This is a genomic window from Streptomyces sp. NPDC001502, from assembly GCF_042894785.1.
Classification (GTDB): Bacteria; Actinomycetota; Actinomycetes; order Streptomycetales; family Streptomycetaceae; genus Streptomyces; species Streptomyces kutzneri.
Genome location: NZ_JBIAVW010000027.1, coordinates 1 through 16,504, shown reverse-complemented (window position 1 = coordinate 16,504; position 16,504 = coordinate 1). Strand labels below are relative to the sequence as shown.

Sequence of the window (16,504 nt, the reverse complement as noted above, 5' to 3'; positions counted from 1 at the left end):
GGTCCCAAACCGGATGACGACAACAAACGTTGTCCGAAGCCCTCTACAGTGTGCGCTGCGCTTTCTTTCGAGGCGGATGTCTCAGCGGAGGGGATTCACGGATGACCGGCAACACGGGGTCGCCACAGGCGCGGGGGCCTTCCACATGGACGACCCGGCGATGGCTGCGGGTCGGGGTGGCCACGGCGCTGGCCGTGCTGGCCCTCCTCGGAGTGACGGGAGCGTGGATGCTGGGGCGCACGACGTCCCTCAGCGAGGACCTCGTGGACGTGAAGTCTCCCGCGCTGTCCACCGCGATACGCCTGGAGTCGGCCTTGCTGAACCAGGAGACCGGCATCCGCGGCTACGGCCTGACCGGCACCTCGGACTTCCTCGGCCCCTACCGGCAGGGCCTCACCGACCAGGAGAGGGACAGTGCCCGGCTCTCGGAACTGCTGCGCGCCGACGCCGCGGGCCTCAGGGACCTTGGTGCGGTGCAGGAGGCCGCGAAGGCCTGGCAGGAGAGGATCGCCCGGCCGGTCGCCGCCACTCCCGCCGGCGCGCCCTCGTCTCTGGCCGCGGAACGTTCGGCGGAGGGCAAGACGGCCTTCGACGAGGTCCGCGCGGCCCTGACCGCCCAGCAAGAACGGCTGCTCGAGGAGCGGACCCGGGCGAGAGACGATCTCATGGTCACGATGAGGCTGCGCAACTGGGTCTTCGGAGCCATCGCTGCGGTCATCGCCCTTCTCGCGGGCCTGGTCTTCGAAGCCCTGCGCCGCGGCATCACCACGCCCCTGGAGCGGCTCGGCACAGACGCACGCGCCATCGCCGGCGGCGACTTCGACCGGCCCATCACCCCTACAGGCCCCGCGGACCTGAGGCGGCTGAGCAGCGAGATCGACTTCATGCGCCGACGCCTCGTCAGGGAGCTCGCCTTCAGCGAGGAGGCTCGGCGGCACCTCGACGCGCAGACCGCCGACCTGCAGCGGTCCAACGCCGAGCTGGAGCAGTTCGCGTACGTTGCCTCCCACGACCTGCAGGAGCCGCTGCGCAAGGTCTCCAGCTTCACTCAGCTTCTCCAGCGGCGCTACGGAGGGCAGCTCGACGCCAAGGCGGACCAGTACATCGGCATCGCCGTCGACGGTGCCAACCGTATGCAGACCCTCATCAACGACCTGCTCGACTTCTCCCGCGTGGGCCGTGTCCACCACGACCACGAAAGCGTGGACCTCGAAGCGGTCATGGAGCAGACCGCGTCCTCCCTGAGCCTCGGCATCGAAGAAGCCGGGGCGACCATCACCCACGACCCGCTGCCGACCCTGGTCGCCGACCCCACCCAGATGGGCATGCTCTGGCAGAACCTGATCGGCAACGCGGTCAAGTTCCACCGCCCGGGCCGAGCACCGAACATTCACGTGACAGCCGACCGCGTCGGGGAGCTGTGGCGGTTCACGGTGACCGACAACGGCATCGGCATCGCGCCCGAGTACGCCGACAAGGTATTCGTGATCTTCCAGCGACTCCACACCAAGGACGCCTATCCCGGAAGTGGAATCGGCCTGGCGATGTGCAAGAAGATCGTCGAGTTCCACGGCGGCACCATCGCCGTCGACCCGGAGTACTGGGACGGAACGCGCATCAGCTTCACCCTCGCCCCCGTACCTCCCCCGGCCCCGTCGACCATCGCGGAAGCGACCCGGGCCACCGCGGAGCCGGCGCCGTGACCGCAACTCTCACCCACATCGACGGCACCGCTGCGGACGAACCGCTCTACCGCATCCTCCTCATAGAGGACGACGCCGCCGACGCCCTGCTCGTCGAGGAGCTCCTCCACGACACCGAGCTGCGCTTCGAGCTCATGACGAGCATCTCGCTGGCCGAAGCCCGCTCAGAGCTCGCATCCCGCGCCGTCGACTGCATCCTCCTCGACCTGCACCTGCCCGACGTGTCGGGCACCGATGCGGTCACCACCGTCCGCGCCATGGCCCCGCACACCGCGGTGATCGTCCTGACCGGCCTGTCCGAGAAGCAGGCGGGCTCCGAGGCGATGGCCGCCGGGGCCCAGGACTACCTCGTCAAGGGCAAGGTCGAAGCCGAACTGCTGCGCCGCACGGTCCGCTACGCCGTCTACCGGAGCCACACCGAGCGCGTGGCGGCCGAAGCCCAGTCGGCCCGGCAGCGCGCGGAGGAGAACGCCCGGCTGGAACGCGGACTGCTGCCCCAGCCCCTCCTCGGCACCTCCACCGTCACGGTCACCGCCCGCTACCTGCCCGGCGCCGAACAGGCCCTGCTCGGCGGCGACTTCCTCGATGTCGTCGAGGGTGACGACGGACTGCTGCACGCCGTCGTCGGTGACGTCAGCGGACACGGTCCCGACGCCGCCGCCCTCGGCGTCTGCCTGCGCATCGCATGGCGCTCACTCGTCCTGGCCGGACACGACGGCACCGAACTGCTGCACCTCATGGAACGTCTCCTGGTGGCGGAGCGCGGCACCCAGCCCATGTTCGCCACGTGCACGCTCCTCACCCTCGATCAGAAGGCCGCCGCTGCCACCCTCTACCTGGCGGGCCACCACGAACCCCTGCTCACCACCTCGGAGAAGACCCTGGAGGTGGCCGCCGAGCACGGCATCGCGCTCGGCATCGACCCCGGCCACCACGACTGGCCCGCGACGGTCATCCTCCTCCCGGACGCCGGAGCGCTCACTCTCTACACCGACGGCCTCACCGAAGGGCACAACGGGGACGCCGGCGGCCGGCTCGGCATCGAGGGGCTCCTGCCCCTGATCAACACCACACCGTCCGCGGATCCCGCGGCGCACCTGGACAGCCTCATCCGCCAGACCAGAGCGCTCAACGCCGGAAGACACACCGACGACCTCGCGGTACTCCGCCTCGGCTGGGATTTCCACCAGGCATGAAATACAGGGCTGCTGCGGAGGGGGACGCGGTGTTCCGCCGGGCGGGGCCAGGTCGTGACGATGGCAGCGCCCTTGCTCGGTGTTCGGCGGGCGCTGCCGGTCTTGGTGGTCCGACTGCCGCTGACGGCGATCTCGCTCGCCGGAACGGTCAGCCTCCGTCGGCCGCGGTGCGGGCCCGTACCTCCTCCGGGGTGAGGTAGTGGTCCGTGTACTCGAAGTCTCGCAGCGTCGCCGGCTTGTGCGTTTGGAAGCCGGTCCGGACGAAGTCGTCGCCGGCCACGGCGTTCAGGAGCCAGTTCGTCATCACCCGGGTCTTCGCGGCCCCGGTGCGCAGCGCCGCCCAGTGGTAGCCGCGGGCCACGGCCTGGGCGGGCATCCCGCGCAGGCCGATGCCGAGCGGCCGGGAGACGCCGTCGCGGCCGCCGAGGTCCACGACGAGTCCGAGGTCCTTGTGGACGTACGGGCGCAGCGGCGTGCCCCGCAGCGTGGCGACGACGTTGTCGGCGGCGATCCTGCCCTGGCGCTCGGCGTGTTGCGCGGTGGGCGGGCACACCGTTCCGTCCCCGCCGCCGGCGAGGTCGGGCACGGCGGCCGCGTCACCGAGCGCGAACGCGCCGTCCGCTCCCGGCACCCGCAGGTCCGGAGCGACGACGAGCCGGCCGCTCTTCGCGGTCTCGGCGCCCAGCGTGGCGATGAGTGGGCTCGCGGCGACGCCGGCCGTCCAGACGAGGGTGCGGCTGGGCAGCACGCGCCCGTCGGTGAGGGTGACGTCCTCGGGGCCGGCCTTGGCGACGGAGGCGCCGAGCGAGACCTCGATGCCGCGGCGGCGCAGCACGTCGAGGGCGGCCCGGCCCAGCCGGTCGCCGAGCTCGGGCATGAGTTTCGGGGCCACGTCCACGAGGTGCCAGCTGATCTCGCGCCGGTCCAGCCGGGGGTACCGGCCGACGGCGTTCGTGGTGAGCCGCTCCAGGGAAGCGGCCGTCTCGGTGCCCGCGTAACCGCCGCCGACCACGACGAAGCCCAGCCGTGAGGCCCGTTCCGCCGAGCCCGGTGCGGCGGCGTCGGCCAGGTCGAGCTGGGCGATCACGTGGTCGCGCAGGTGGGCCGCCTCGGCCAGCGTCTTCATGCCGCGGCCGTGCTCCGCAAGGCCTGGGATGTCGAAGGTGCGGGTCACGCTCCCCGGCGCGAGCACCAGGTGGTCGTACGACTGGTCCACCACCTCCCCGGTGATCTTCCGGATGACGCAGACCTTGGCCCGGGTATCGACACCCACGGCCCCGCCGGGCACGATCCGGGTCCGGTGGCGGCGGCTGCGGCGCAGCGACACCGCCACGGACTGGGGCGTGAGCACCCCGGAGGCCACCTGCGGCAGCAGGGGCAGGTAGAGCTGGTAGGAGAACGGAGTGACCAGCAGGATCTCCGCCTCCCCGGGTGACAGCGTGCGCTCCAGGCGGCGTACGCAGGAGACGCCGGCGAAGCCCGCGCCGACGACCACGATCCTCGGTCGTGCCATGGTGTCCGTCCCTTCTCGCGTGTACGGGTCCCCGGCACACCTTCCCCGGCAGGCCGTTCCATGCACGCGGAAAGCGGGGCGGACGTCCGCGGAGGGCCGGGGCAGGGTCACCGAACGGCCCCGGATGGCCCCGGATGGCCCCGCCCCGAGGCGCGGGAGTGCCCAGCAGGGCCTCGTATTCACCTGCTGGGGAGGCCGCTTGCTCGGCGCAGCCGCCTCCTCAGCCGCCGCTGGACGGGCAGGCGTCTTCATCGCCTGTATGTCAGCTGGCCAAGAACTCGTCGAGGAGCTTGTCGAGGTCGAGGAACTCCTCCCCCGCGCCGGTGACGGCGTACGACTGCTCCAGGAAGCATGCGATCGCGCGGGCCTCCACGAAGAGAACGGCATTGCCTTGCATCTCGGCGCTGGGGCCTCGCAATGCGACGCGGAGCTCGTCGGCGCCTGCTGCCGTGTGGGGACTGAAGGTGACGTCTCCCTCGCCCACCGGACGGTGGAGACCCTCGGCGAGCATCTGCCGGTCGAAGTTCCAACGGGCCAGGACTGTGGGGCCGTCGAAGAACGTGGCTTGGACCACGTACGGGTCATCGGCGTCGTAGGAGAATCGGGCAAGGAGCGGCACACGGCCCCTCGCCGCGTCGAGGCGGACAACGATCAGAGCGGACGCAGACACACAGGACATCGACAGGCCTCCGGGGTGGGCTGCACGTTTGCACTCGTCTGCCCTGCTTCACCCCTTCCACACTGGCCCGATCGAGGGAGCAGCCGGGAAGGCCGCACGGTCTGAAGGGCTTTGACACGCCGACTGGTCCGTCCCTCTGGCCGTGGACGTGCACGTCCACCTGGTGCTTCCGGGCAAGGCAGCCCTTCGGTTCACGGAGCGCGCAAAGGACCTCGACACACCGAGTTCCCGATGCTCGTGAGCATCGACGTCTCCGCCGCCTCCAACTGCACGTTGCAGCAACGCATCCGCAGCAGCGACATGTACGGCGGATGCGCCATGGGCCTGGGGATGCGGCCCTGGTAGGGCCGTTCAGATCCGTTGGGCGCGGTGGAGGAGGGCGTGGAGGCCGTGGGCGCGCAGAGCGGCCCGGGCGGCGTTCGCGCCCGGTGCACCGTGCACGCCGCCGCCCGGGTGGGCGGCCGCGGACGCCAGATAGAGGCCTTTGACGGGGGTTTCGGGCCTGCCGGTGCCGGGTGTGGGGCGGAAGATCGCCTGTTGGTGCAGGGAGGTGGTGCCGTTGTTGATGGCGCCGTTGTCGAGGTTCTCGTTCATGGCCTGGAGCGTGGTGGGGGCCAGGATCCGGCGGGCGCCGATGAGCCCGCGGAAACCGGGCGCGAAGCGTTCCACCTGTGCTTCGATCCGGTCGGCCATGGCTTCTTGTTCGCGGGCGTCCCAGCGGCCGGTGATGTGGTCGGGGCCGGCGTCGGAGGTGATGCGCTGCGGGAGGTGGGTGTAGGCCCACGCCGACTCCGTGCCGGCCGGTGAGCGGCTGGGGTCCGCCGTGGTCATCTGGCCGAACAGGGCGAACGGTTCGTCGGGGACCTGCCCCATGGCGATCTGCGAGGCGAACCGGGTCAGGCCGTCGACGCCGTCGGCCACATGGACCGTCCCCGCTCCGGCGGCCTGCGGCGCCGTCCACGGCACCGGGCCGGTCAGGGCCCAGTCGACCTTGAACGTCGCGAAGTCCCAGTGGAAGCGTTGCAGGTCCCGCAGGAGGCGGGACGGCAGGTGCTCCTCACCGACGAGGTCCCGGTACAGGGTCGGTGCCGAGGTGTCGGCGAGCACGGCCCGGCGCGCGTCAATCGTGTCTCCGCCCGCCGTTTCGACCCCGACCGCCGTGCCGCCGCGTACGACGACGGACGCGACGCGCTCCCCGCAGCGTACGACGCCCCCGCGGCGGCGGAGGCGGCTCACCAGTGCCGCGGTCAGGGCGCCCGCTCCGCCGACCGGTACCGGGAAGCCGTGGCTCTGTCCGAGCATGGACATCAGCCAGCCGAAGCCGCCACTGCCGACGGCCTCGGGGCCCAGGTCGGCGTGCAGGGCGTTCCCGGCCAGCAGGAGCCGCCCGCCCTCGCCTGCGAACTCCTCCTCGCCCATGCGGCGCACCGGCAGGGCCAGCTTCCGAGCCAGTCGCAGCCCCCCGGAAGTACGGAGTTTCGCGGCCAGCCGGAGCCCGGGGCGAACCGGGGGGAAGGGCGTGAACAGGGCCTGTACGAGGTCCGGCCCCACCCGGGCCCACGTCCGGTACAGGTTCTGCCATGCCTCGGCGTCGGCAGCCGCGAAGTCCGCCAGGCCGGTGCAGGTGTCCCGCACCCGGCGCTCCAGCACCGCGCACCGGCCGTCCATCAGCGGGTGGGCCAGTACGGACGGGGCGTGACTCCATCGCAGCCCCTCGGCGGCGAGGTCGAGACGCGCGAGGACCGGGGAGGCGGCGGCCAGCGGATAGAAGGCACTGAAGACGTCCGAGATGTAGTCCGGGTGCACCCCGCGGTCACTTCGTACGGCCCCTCCGGGCTCCGGCTGCGCCTCCAGTACCTCCACGCTCCATCCGGCGTCGACCAGCACGTTCGCGGCCACCAACCCGTTGGGGCCCGCGCCGATCACCACCGCGTCAGGCACGGAGCACCTCGCCGGGCCGCTGCTCCACGACGCCGGCCAGGCGGGCCAGCATGCCCCGGTGCCTGAGCTGGAGCGCCGCTTCGCTCACCGGGTTGTGGAGGGTGCCGCCGATGCCGCGCAACGGGTGTTCGTCGCAGACGACGAGGGTCTCCGCACCCCACGGCCGGAGCTGAAGGAAGATCCTCGCCGTGCCGAGGGCCTTGAACGAAGCCTCCAGCTCAAGCTCCCTGCCGGTTTCCCGATGGCGGACGGTCGTCACCCCCTCGGTCGACCAGGGGCCCAACCGCACGGTGTAGCGCAGCCGGGATCCGACCTCCGGCCAGAGCTGATCGAGCGGCGTCGACTCGGAGGGTCCCACCACCCACTCCCCGTACAGGGTCGGATCGGCCAGCACCGCCCACACCGCCTGGGGGGACCGGTGAATCAGCTGGTTTCGGACGGCCATGGGAGAAGTCCTTCTGCCGGAAACGGACAGTGTGCGGGCCGCGCGAGCCGGACAGTGCACCAGCTGCGTGCGCCCCTGCGTGCGCCCCCTCGGCCGGCGGTCTCTTGGTCGACGGCCGGGCGACCCGGATCAGTGGGCACGTCACTTCGTGTGACCCACCGGCGCTCATGCTCAGGCGTGCCGGGCCGCGGCACTGACCTCCGCCTCTCAGTGCCTCATCTTTCGGGCGTGTCCGGGCCCTGCTATCCGCCGCTGCGCTTGCCGGGCGGGTCCTGGGGGTCCACGCCCGTCGAGGCGGAAGCGTCCTTCGTTCCGCTGGGACGCTGCGACCGGCCCCGGGGACCCAGATCGTGCATGCCCTTCTCCCCAGAGCCAGAGCCCTTGCTCTGGTCCTCCCCGCGCGCTCCCCTGCTCTTCACCGGTTTGCCGTGCGGGTTTCCGGCCTCTTCCTTGGAAACGGTCCGGCCGGACCCCTTGTCCCGGGCGTATTCGTCCGGGTGGAAGGAACGGTGGGCGCTCGGGTTGTCCTGCTGGCGGGTCTCGTCCACGTCCGGCGACCAGCCGTGCTGCTTGGCGCCCTCGTGGCGACTCGGACCCTTGCCGTGGGCGGGCTGGGACGGCTTCGGCTGCTTCGTCATTGGCCTGGCCTGCTGTCTGTTCGGGAGGGGCGCGCGCATCGGTGCCAGCGCGTCTACCGTTGGTCTTCTCATCGTCCCACCGTCCACCGAAGCGGTCGCGTCGACTCCACACACGGCACAGGCGGCGGAAGTCCGGCCACGTGCCAGGCACACGGCCGATCGGCTGCTGCTCGGCCCGACGCGCCAGGTCAGGCGGCAGCCGTCGTGCGCGCCAGCTCGCTCACCACGTCGGTCAGGCGCCCCCTGCGCAGGTGCGCGGTGCGCTGCCGGGCGGCTCCGCCGCCGGAGCGCCGCACCCGGTCGAACAACTCCTCCGCGAGGTCCAGGTCTCCGGTCACAGCCAGCCCGGGCGCCGCACGTTCCAGCAGCCGCTCCGCCAGCGTCACGGCCGGTACGTACTCTTCCCGGGCGGGATCGAGGCCCTCGCCGGTCAGCCCGCGACGGGCTGCGAGCGCGTGGGCAGCGTGGAGGGGCGGGTCGCGAAGGTCCGGAGGTGGCTGTCCGTTGCCGATGTCGGGCATGAGCGAGGTGGCCAGGCCTCGTACCAGGGCGGTGAGCAGTACGACCACGTCGAGGTCTGCGTTCACGTCGCAGACGCGGATCTCCAGTGTTGGTACGTGCTCGGACGGGCGGGCGTGCCAGTAGATCATCCGGCGGTCCAGCAGGGTGCCGCTGCGGACCAGGTGGCCGGCGAGGCGCTCGTACCCGGCCTCGTCGAGCAGGGGCGCGGGACCAACGCCCGGCCACCGCGCCCACTCGACCGACCTGTGACTCGCCCAGCCGGTGTCCCGGCCCAGGGAGAAAGGCGAGTTGGCGGCGATCGCCTGGAGCGTCGGCAGCCAAGGTCGCATGTGGTTGGCCAGCGCGAGCGCCTCGGCGTGTCCGGTTACTCCGACGTGGATGTGGCAACCGCACACCATCCCGTCGTACCCACCCACCAGTGAGGACCACCGGGCGGCCATCCGCCTGTAACGCTCGCCCGGGGTCACGGTCGGCGGACGCCGCGGTGGGACGGCGGGAGTGCCGGTGGCGACGAGCAAGGACCCCTCGCTGGCAGCGGCCTCCACCATCACCCTCCGCAGCAGGGCGAGTTCGGACCTCAGCACGGCCAGTGTCGCCGTAGGGCGGGTGCACACCTCGACCTGTGGTGCGAAGAACTCCGTCTGCGCCTGTTCGCCCAAGAGCGGCATCGCGGCTTCAACGACACGGGGGCCCCGGGCCACGGGCGTGCCCGTGTGCCGGTCCACGAGCAGGAATTCCTCCTCGACGCCCACCGTCATCCGGCGGCCTGCCCGCGGCCGGCCGGCCTGTATGGGGTCGACGCCGCGTACCGGAACGGTCACCATGGCACACATGGGGAAGCCCTTCGCCGAACGGGCTGGAGCAGGCCGTGACCGACTCGCTCCCACTGCCTCGCGTATACCCCTCCGATCGGCCGACAGTCGGTCCGCAACCACTCACCACCTCCCTCCGCGCTTGCCGGCGTCGGCATGGCGTGACCGGCAGCCCTCAGCTGTCCTACGATGCCGTTGAGGGCCTCGGGACGAGGGACCGGAGGGCACATGCCTGAGCAGGGCCGGGGATCGGAGGCTGACCCGATCAGCGCCGCCCAGCACGAGGCATTGCGGTGGGTCGGCCTCACGGCTGCCGCCGATACCGGGATGGACCGGTTCGCTCGGCTGGTTTCACGAGTACTGCACGTACCGGTGGCCTTCGTTTCGCTGGTCGAGGCACACCGGTAGATCCTGCCTGGACTGGTCGGTCTGCCGGAGCCCTGGGCGGGGCGCCGCGCGCTGCCGCTGCCGCATTCGCTCTGTCGGTACGTGCCGGCCTGCGGGCAGCCCCTCGTCGTACCGGACGCCCGCGCCGACGACCACCTCAGCACCCACCCGGCCGTCACGGACGTCGGCATCGTCGCGTATGCCGGAATGCCGCTGACCGATACCGACGGGCTCGTCCCCTGGGCTCGCTGTGCGCCATCGACCACCAGCCCCGTACGTGGGAGCCGGGCGAGCTCTCCGACCTGGAGGATCTGGCCGCCGCCTGCTCCGCCGAGTTGCGTCTGCGCATCCTGTCGGCCCGGAACCGGTCCGCACAGCAGGTGCTGGAGACCGCGCGGGCGCCGCCGAGCAGGCCAGAAGCGACGCGCAGCGCCTGGAGCAGCAAGCCCAGGCTGGATTGGACCATGCCGAGCTGCTGCTGAGGGCCTCGGAGGAGCCGGCCCAGACGTCGGGGCTGGAGGACGTCCGGCGACGGGTGCGGGACCTTTTCGTCGGTGTCGGGAAGCCGTCGTACGTCGGCCTGCTGGTCGCCGACAAGGACGAACTGCACCGGGTTCCCGACCCGGACGTCGAGCACTCGGTGGAACGGGAGGTTCTCGCGCTGCCCGTGGACGCGGCGTTCCCGAGCACCCGGGCCATGCGGGAACGGCGGGCGGTCCTCGTACCCGACCGCGAGGCGCTCGTCGCCGACTACAGCCCCGAGGCGGTCGGCTTCTTCGACCGCATGGGCTTCACCACGATGCTGTGCCTGCCGCTCTGGGGCAGCCGCCCCCTGCTGGGCGTGCTCGCGATCTGCTGGGCGTGCTCGCGATCTGCTGGGCCAAGCGGCACGAGGTGGGCGTCACCGAGCGGGCAACCTCACCGCCGCGTGCGGCTACGTCGCGCAGGCGGTGGAACGCGCCCTGTATCTGGCCGAACGGATCTCGGTCGCCCGGCAGCTCCAGGCCGCCATGCTCACCGACCTCCCCCTCGCCGACGGCGTCGAGATCAGCGCCCTGTACCAGCCTGCCGCGGACGACCACATGATCGGCGGAGACCGGTACGACGCCTATCACCTGCCCCGTGCTGCCGCTTCCCACGGTGAGACCCCGGCGCTCATGGTCACGGTCGGCGACATCACCGGCCACGACATGCACGCCGCCACGATCATGGGCCAGATCCGCAGCATGCCGGGGCAGGCCACCATCGACCATCCGCCCTACAGCCCAGCCACCGCGTTGACCGCCCTCGACGCGGCCTGCTCGATCCTGCCCATGGAGACCAGCGGCACCCTGGTGCACGCCCGCCTCGACCCCGTCGACGGCAGCTTTGCCGGCTTCTGGAGCGCAGCGGCGCCACGGGGACGCTACGCATCACGCCGGACGTGAAAGCGGCACTCCGGGCCTGAGGCCGACGCGTCGCTCCGTGTCGATGGCTCCGTGCTCCGCGGGGGGCTCGGGCGGGGGCGTGCGCAATGCGCTGCGTTCGCGGTACCAGGCTTCGCGAATGTGGCTGGCGAGACGGTCTTCGAGCAGGTCGGTCGCGCGCGGCGCAGCCGAACGCGATGTCCTCTTCGAGGTCCGGCTCGTCGGTGAGGAGGAGAGCGGGCGACGACGCCGGTTGACCACCGCAGCCTGGCCAGCCCGCCCCGGGGCGGTCGGCGCCAGGACGGTAGGCGGGGAACGGCGGCAGGGCATCGCCCGGGGTACACCTGCCGCCGGGGCGTTGTCGTGCCGACCGTCAATGTGGCCCCTGGCCATGCCGTGGGGGCCGACCACACCCATCGGCGACCCGCCGAACCACGCGGCGAACCCCACATCGTGCATGTTGCGCAGGACGGTGTTGCGTTCGGACATGCCGGGCTTCCGGAGAGAACGCGGCGCGTGTCAAGGCGCCGACACCGCAGTCACCGTCGCCCGCACGCGAACGTTCCGCCATACCGGCTGCGCCGAACCGGCACAGTCACCGCAGCACGTTCTCCACGGAACCGACCGTGTGGGGACAGAGCGGGTCTTTTGCCGTAGAGGGGGCAGACGCTGTGTAGGTCCACCAGCGGAAGGAGGCTCAATGGCCGCACCCGTTCTCCATCAGCCCGTGCCCCGCACCGGTCAGCCCACCACAGCCGCACGCGACGCCACCCGCGCCTTCCTCCTCCGCGCCGCCCAGGTCAGACCCCCTGCCCCGCCCTCGAACGCTGACAGCGTCCTCTTGGTCGTCACCGAGCTCGTCACCAACGCGCTCCGCTACACCGGGGGACCCTGCGCCCTCCACCTGGAACTGCACGTGGATCACCTCGAAATCTGTGTCACCGACACCAGCCCCTGCCGGCCCCAGCCCCGACCGCCGCACACGGACGGAACCGGCGGCTGGGGATGGCTGCTGATCAACCACCTCACCACCCACGTTCACATCGAGCCCACCCCGGAGGGGGGCAAAACCATCTGCGCCCACTCACCCTGGTAGACCCGGGAGTTCGCACAAGATCGCGCCGACATCGAGCACGACCAGAGGGGGCGCGAGTATCACTCCGTGACTCCGTGAGGGGTCACTTGTGACGGTGAACCGACCACTGAGCACAGGTCGGCGGGGCAGACGGACGTCGGAGCTGGTCGATTTTGCCCAGATGGGCGGATGCAACGCGAAGGATCCGGTTGGCGGCCACAGAGCGGACCGACCATCTACGCCGCGCTGTGCGAAGAACCGGGAGCGAGCGTGACGAGGCGCCCGCGACCGTCGCCCACATCCACTCGGACCTGGCCGATGCCGCCCTGAGCAAGGCGATACGGATGCTCGAATGTTTCCTCAAGTAATCCATCTCGCCGCTCGCCCTGCTCTCCCCTCATGAAGGAGCCGTCGGGCCCGCACGCACTACTGGGTCGGCCGGGCCGGTTCACGGCGCGCGAGCACCTGCCGCGGGGAGCGGAAGCAGGTCGAGGCGGGTAGGGCCCGCCCCCAGTCAGTGCTTGGCACTCGGGACGGCCAAGGGCTCCCCCGGAGCCTTCTTCTTCGCCGCCTCCATCTGTCCGCCGAGTTCAGTGAGGCGGTTGCGGCCCATGGCCTTGCGTACGTCGGGGAACCACTCCTTCTCCTCTTCCTCGACGTGGTGCCGGACGTTCTCCATGAGGACGCTCATCTTGGCGTCGAACCGCTCGTCGGCCGCGTCGAGGTCCTTGAGCTCGGAGAGCATCCACAGCACGACGTGGTGCTCCTCGATGCTTTCCAGGACGTGGTCCTTGGTCTCAGGTGCCGCCTCCCGGGCGGCCGGGTAGAAGATCTTCTCCTCGATCCACGTATGCGTGGTCAGCTCGTCGATGACCTTGTCGGCGATCTTCCGCTTCTCCGCGTGAGCGTCGTCGCCGGCCTTCTCGAACTGCTTGAACAGCTTCTCGACCGTCTTGTGGTCTTCCTTGAGCAGCACGATCCCGTCCACCAACGCCTCCGAGGCTTCGCCGTACCGGGCGGCGCAGCCGGCCGCCCCACGCCCGTTTACCCGGCACACGCTCGCGATGCTCGCCCGAAACGAGGGATTGGCCCGGATGGACGACGCGCCTACCCCGTCCGCTGGGGGCACCGAACCACCACGCATGCATACCAACTGACATAAACCCGTTCGGCGTCTGGTATGTCCGTGGATCGCGGGTAGGGGCGGCGCATGACTGCAATCCAAACGCTCGCGGCCGAAGGCCAGGCCTCACTCTTCCTCATCTTCGCCGGAGTGGTCCTGGTCGTCCTTCTGATCGGTGCCTTCTGGTACGGCAGCCGACGCAGGCGCCGGGAGGCACCGCCCGCCGAGCAGAACCCCGTCGCACAGCGCCGCGAGGACTCCTGGCAAACCCCGGAAGAGCACGCACACGACCAGAAAGACCAGGAGTACCCCCGGCCGTGAGCCCGACCGACCCGACCGGCTGAGCCCGCCGATTCGTTGACAGGTACGCAGCGATCCGCACGGCGGACCCCAGAGCAGCGCGACGGAAACCGCCCGGCTGCAGGTGCGGCACGGGAAGGCCCCCGTCTTCAGGGACCGTCAAGCTTCCGCCGCAGGGATGGACGAACTGGGGAGGCGGGGCCTGAAGGCGGATACGCCGACCGGGATTCCTGGGCGGCGTGTCGGGCCTGCAGAAGGGCGCCACGGCCGGCCCGCACGGCGCCTCGGCCACCAGCTCCTCCCGTGTCGCGGGCGCGAGAGCGTCACACATCCGTACGTCGTCGGCGGCCATCAGCGCCCGCTCGAACCTCCGGGCTGCCGCCTCGGCCGCCTCTGCCCGTTCACTGGCCGTTGCGCACCCCGATGTGGCCGGGCACACCGCACCTGCCAACAGCCAGGCAGTGATCGGACGCATGCGCCAGAGCAGGACACCGGGATGTCAGGCGTCGTACCCGCGTCACCGACGCCAGAGGTCGGGCGCGCCATCAGCATGCATGCTGATGGCCCTTCTCCCCTGCGGTGCCGCGACCGCGCAGCAGGTCCTTGCCCGGGCCACCGACATCGCCCGTTGAGTGCACCGCCCAGGCGGCCGCAGCCCCGCGCGGCGACGGGCCACCCGCGCGACCAAAGCCGAGGCCGCTCTGCGGACAGCGATCGATGATGCCCTTGCCACAGCCCACCCGGCCCACCCGGCCAAGCCGGCGCTCCTGCCGGACCCGTACAGCCTGCGCCATCACCTCGCCCGTTTCCCCGCGACCTGCGTCGGCGTACTTTCGCGGCCCCCGATGACGCCACCGTCCGTGCCCGCTACGAGGACGCCGGCCACGGCTTGTGCGTCATGGTCGGACACCGCATGGTCCACCACGCCATAGATGGGGCCGAACAGCTGGTTGCCGTCCGCCGTCCGGACGGCGCTCCGGGTCCATCGACCGCAGAACCGAGACCGAGGCTCCCCCATCGGCGGGCCTGTCGTTCGGGTGCAGTCCAGGCCAGGCCGTGATGGCAGCGTGCCGGCGGGTAGGCGTCGGGTATGAACTCACACACCCCCGACACCTCGCCCACCGCCAGGCAGACAGCAGTGCTCGACACCGCCTCGACATGGTGGCTGACGACCCTGGACCGGCTCGAGCGGACCACGATGGCCGATCCGGCCATCCGGGTGCTCCAGCGGGGCATCCGCTCGCTCCCCCTGGGCCGGATGCGCGATCCCTTGCACGGCAGACCGCTGGGCCACCCCGTGCACCCCGTCCTCGTGCAGGTGCCCATCGGGTGCTGGCTGTCAGCCTCTGTACTCGACGTCGTACCCGGTGCAAAGCACGCGACGACCACCCTGACCGCCGTCGGACTGGCAGGGGTCGCCCCGGCAGCGATGGCCGGCTGGGTGGACTGGGCAGACCTGCCACCGGAGCAGGCCCGGGTCGGTCTGGCCCACGCGGTCTCCAACGTGGCTGCGGTGGCCTGCTACACCGCGTCCCTCACGGCGCGGCTCCGCGGCCGCTCGGCGAAGGGGCGGCTGTGGTCCCTGGGCGGACTGGCTGCCGTGGCCGTCAGTGGTGCGCTGGGCGGGCACGTGGCGTACCGACAGGCCGTCGGCGCGCACGCCACCACATGAGGGACACCCCTGTGCCCCCTGCAAGCCCGACTCCGATGAGCCTCGGCCGGTCAGCTGACTTGCGTGTTCCCGCGCCCTCGCCGGAACGGACCTTCGTATCAGGAGGTGGGGGGCGTTGCGGTGTGGTCCGGATGGTGGCGGGTGCGGCGGATGGTCTTGAGACGGGCCTCCAGGAGGTGAGCGCGCCCGCCGACCAGCTCGTCGACGACGTCGCGTTCCATCCCTACGAAGGGCTCGTAGTAGGTGGAGTTGTACGCCTCGATGATCTGGAACGTCCAATGACCTGGGATCACGTTGCGGCCGACGATGTCACGCTCGACCCGTGCGGCCTCCTCCTCGTGGCCCGCCTCCCGCAGGAGCCGGACCGCGTCGCCGAGCTCGAAGTCCGCGGTCCCGGTCAGCTGGTGGAAACCGTAGAGGTGACCCCGGGCCCGCTCCGTGGTCTCCAGCGCCTTCGAAAGCGCGCCCAGCGCGCGCACCGTCTTCTCCTCGACACCGTCCGGCACCTGGTGCGCCGGGTCCATCTCGCGATTGCTGCTGTCCATGGAGGTTGTTCTGCCCGAAGAATGCTTCACCGAGCGGCCGATTGGGCCGATCGGCGTAAGGCAGTCTCGTCAGACGGCCCGGCCAACGGCACGTTTCCGTCGAAGCGCCCTCTCGGAGAACTACGGAATGCGGGCGAGCTCTCCTGCCCGGTCACCAGGATAAGAAACAAGTAAAAATCGGATGCATGCCCCGGATGCGGTCGGGCAGATGATGCTTCGGAGGTTGATGACTATGGTTCCCCTGCTTCTTGTTCTCCTGCTGGTCCTGCTTCTCTTCGGCGCCGGTTTCGCGGTGAAGATTCTCTGGTGGGTCGCGATCGCAGTCCTCGTCCTGTGGCTTATCGGTTTCGTGGCCCGTCCGAAGGGCGGTAGCGGCCGCTGGTATCGCTGGTAGCCGTATGACGACAGTGCAGTTCAGACACTGCATGGCGGTGGGGGGGGCCCCCCCCCGGGGGGGGGGGGGGGGCGGCCCCCCCCCCCGCCGCCCCCCCCGGGGGGGGGGGGCGGCCCGGCGGGGGCGGCGGGCGCGGGGGGGGGGGGGCGGCGG

Annotated in this window: 16 protein-coding genes and 1 pseudogene; 9 read left to right on the top strand and 8 right to left on the bottom strand. The window is 71.0% G+C overall.

Annotated elements, in window-relative coordinates; translation table 11 throughout:
• Positions 1–101: 101 nt before the first annotated feature.
• Together ACFY0D_RS34020 and ACFY0D_RS34015 are read left to right on the top strand one after the other, a co-directional pair.
• The gene (locus tag ACFY0D_RS34020) at positions 102–1,703 is read left to right on the top strand and encodes a CHASE3 domain-containing protein (RefSeq protein ID WP_390801773.1); all 1,602 of its coding nucleotides are present in this window, start codon (positions 102–104) and stop codon (positions 1,701–1,703) included.
• The gene (locus ACFY0D_RS34015; protein WP_390801772.1) at positions 1,700–2,899 is read left to right on the top strand and encodes a PP2C family protein-serine/threonine phosphatase; all 1,200 of its coding nucleotides are present in this window, start codon (positions 1,700–1,702) and stop codon (positions 2,897–2,899) included. Before ACFY0D_RS34020 ends, ACFY0D_RS34015 begins: the two co-directional genes overlap by 4 nt.
• Before the next feature lie 148 nt (positions 2,900–3,047).
• On the opposite strand, the gene ACFY0D_RS34010 is transcribed toward ACFY0D_RS34015, so the two are convergent.
• The 6 genes from ACFY0D_RS34010 to ACFY0D_RS33985 all read right to left on the bottom strand — a co-directional run bounded on the left by ACFY0D_RS34010 (position 3,048) and on the right by ACFY0D_RS33985 (position 9,461).
• Positions 3,048–4,412 (bottom strand): NAD(P)/FAD-dependent oxidoreductase, encoded by a 1,365-nt coding sequence (locus ACFY0D_RS34010; protein ID WP_390801771.1) that lies wholly within the window; start codon positions 4,410–4,412, stop codon positions 3,048–3,050.
• A 262-nt stretch (positions 4,413–4,674) separates the two neighbouring features.
• Positions 4,675–5,082 carry an SsgA family sporulation/cell division regulator gene (locus ACFY0D_RS34005; RefSeq protein WP_390801770.1) on the bottom strand — a complete coding sequence of 136 codons (408 nt, stop codon included), beginning with the start codon at positions 5,080–5,082 and terminating at the stop codon, positions 4,675–4,677.
• 360 nt (positions 5,083–5,442) lie between these two features.
• Positions 5,443–7,032 (bottom strand): phytoene desaturase family protein, encoded by a 1,590-nt coding sequence (locus ACFY0D_RS34000; protein WP_390801769.1) that lies wholly within the window; start codon positions 7,030–7,032, stop codon positions 5,443–5,445.
• A complete protein-coding gene (locus ACFY0D_RS33995) occupies positions 7,025–7,477 on the bottom strand; it encodes an SRPBCC family protein (RefSeq protein ID WP_390801768.1) in 453 nt (150 codons plus the stop codon). The genes ACFY0D_RS34000 and ACFY0D_RS33995 overlap by 8 nt, the downstream gene beginning before the upstream one ends.
• Before the next feature lie 242 nt (positions 7,478–7,719).
• A complete protein-coding gene (locus ACFY0D_RS33990; protein WP_390801767.1) occupies positions 7,720–8,115 on the bottom strand; it encodes a hypothetical protein in 396 nt (131 codons plus the stop codon).
• A gap of 188 nt (positions 8,116–8,303) precedes the next feature.
• Complete coding sequence (locus ACFY0D_RS33985) at positions 8,304–9,461, bottom strand: glutamate--cysteine ligase (RefSeq protein ID WP_390801766.1); 1,158 nt, start codon at positions 9,459–9,461, stop codon at positions 8,304–8,306.
• A gap of 477 nt (positions 9,462–9,938) precedes the next feature.
• Between ACFY0D_RS33985 and ACFY0D_RS33980 the strand changes: the two are divergent.
• From ACFY0D_RS33980 to ACFY0D_RS33970, 3 genes and pseudogenes are all read left to right on the top strand, one after another.
• Positions 9,939–10,007, top strand: a pseudogene (locus ACFY0D_RS33980) (hypothetical protein); the annotation flags it as partial.
• Positions 10,008–10,786: 779 nt separating this feature from the next.
• On the top strand, positions 10,787–11,263 hold the full coding sequence (locus ACFY0D_RS33975) for a SpoIIE family protein phosphatase (RefSeq protein ID WP_390801765.1): 477 nt from the start codon (positions 10,787–10,789) through the stop codon (positions 11,261–11,263).
• Positions 11,264–11,942: 679 nt separating this feature from the next.
• The gene (locus tag ACFY0D_RS33970) at positions 11,943–12,338 is read left to right on the top strand and encodes an ATP-binding protein (protein WP_390801764.1); all 396 of its coding nucleotides are present in this window, start codon (positions 11,943–11,945) and stop codon (positions 12,336–12,338) included.
• Between the two features lie 493 nt (positions 12,339–12,831).
• Here ACFY0D_RS33970 and ACFY0D_RS33965 read toward each other — a convergent pair whose 3' ends face one another.
• A complete protein-coding gene (locus tag ACFY0D_RS33965) occupies positions 12,832–13,305 on the bottom strand; it encodes a hemerythrin domain-containing protein (RefSeq protein WP_390801849.1) in 474 nt (157 codons plus the stop codon).
• 222 nt (positions 13,306–13,527) lie between these two features.
• Between ACFY0D_RS33965 and ACFY0D_RS33960 the strand changes: the two genes are divergently transcribed.
• The 3 genes from ACFY0D_RS33960 to ACFY0D_RS33950 all read left to right on the top strand — a co-directional run bounded on the left by ACFY0D_RS33960 (position 13,528) and on the right by ACFY0D_RS33950 (position 15,412).
• Positions 13,528–13,761: a DUF6479 family protein gene (locus ACFY0D_RS33960; RefSeq protein WP_390801763.1), complete on the top strand. Its 234-nt coding sequence runs from the start codon at positions 13,528–13,530 to the stop codon at positions 13,759–13,761.
• 796 nt (positions 13,762–14,557) lie between these two features.
• Positions 14,558–14,800 carry a DUF5133 domain-containing protein gene (locus tag ACFY0D_RS33955; protein WP_390801848.1) on the top strand — a complete coding sequence of 81 codons (243 nt, stop codon included), beginning with the start codon at positions 14,558–14,560 and terminating at the stop codon, positions 14,798–14,800.
• Between the two features lie 30 nt (positions 14,801–14,830).
• The gene (locus ACFY0D_RS33950) at positions 14,831–15,412 is read left to right on the top strand and encodes a DUF2231 domain-containing protein (RefSeq protein WP_390801762.1); all 582 of its coding nucleotides are present in this window, start codon (positions 14,831–14,833) and stop codon (positions 15,410–15,412) included.
• Between the two features lie 98 nt (positions 15,413–15,510).
• Here ACFY0D_RS33950 and ACFY0D_RS33945 read toward each other — a convergent pair whose 3' ends face one another.
• The gene (locus tag ACFY0D_RS33945) at positions 15,511–15,957 is read right to left on the bottom strand and encodes a hypothetical protein (protein ID WP_390801761.1); all 447 of its coding nucleotides are present in this window, start codon (positions 15,955–15,957) and stop codon (positions 15,511–15,513) included.
• 232 nt (positions 15,958–16,189) lie between these two features.
• Here ACFY0D_RS33945 and ACFY0D_RS33940 point away from each other — a divergent pair, with 232 nt between their 5' ends.
• Positions 16,190–16,351, top strand: coding sequence for a hydrophobic protein (locus ACFY0D_RS33940; RefSeq protein ID WP_323186139.1), 162 nt, complete (start codon positions 16,190–16,192; stop codon positions 16,349–16,351).
• The last annotated feature ends 153 nt before the right edge of the window (positions 16,352–16,504 follow it).

Excerpts from the sequence above, each read along its gene's own strand:
- ACFY0D_RS33960 (WP_390801763.1), top strand. The coding sequence starts at position 13,528 with ATGACTGCAATCCAAACGCTCGCGGCCGAAGGCCAGGCCTCACTCTTC.
- ACFY0D_RS33940 (WP_323186139.1), top strand. The coding sequence starts at position 16,190 with ATGGTTCCCCTGCTTCTTGTTCTCCTGCTGGTCCTGCTTCTCTTCGGC.
- ACFY0D_RS33970 (WP_390801764.1), top strand. The coding sequence starts at position 11,943 with ATGGCCGCACCCGTTCTCCATCAGCCCGTGCCCCGCACCGGTCAGCCC.
- ACFY0D_RS33945 (WP_390801761.1), bottom strand. The coding sequence starts at position 15,957 with ATGGACAGCAGCAATCGCGAGATGGACCCGGCGCACCAGGTGCCGGAC.
- ACFY0D_RS34020 (WP_390801773.1), top strand. The coding sequence starts at position 102 with ATGACCGGCAACACGGGGTCGCCACAGGCGCGGGGGCCTTCCACATGG.
- ACFY0D_RS33990 (WP_390801767.1), bottom strand. The coding sequence starts at position 8,115 with ATGACGAAGCAGCCGAAGCCGTCCCAGCCCGCCCACGGCAAGGGTCCG.
- ACFY0D_RS33950 (WP_390801762.1), top strand. The coding sequence starts at position 14,831 with ATGAACTCACACACCCCCGACACCTCGCCCACCGCCAGGCAGACAGCA.
- ACFY0D_RS33995 (WP_390801768.1), bottom strand. The coding sequence starts at position 7,477 with ATGGCCGTCCGAAACCAGCTGATTCACCGGTCCCCCCAGGCGGTGTGG.
- ACFY0D_RS34010 (WP_390801771.1), bottom strand. The coding sequence starts at position 4,412 with ATGGCACGACCGAGGATCGTGGTCGTCGGCGCGGGCTTCGCCGGCGTC.
- ACFY0D_RS33985 (WP_390801766.1), bottom strand. The coding sequence starts at position 9,461 with ATGGTGACCGTTCCGGTACGCGGCGTCGACCCCATACAGGCCGGCCGG.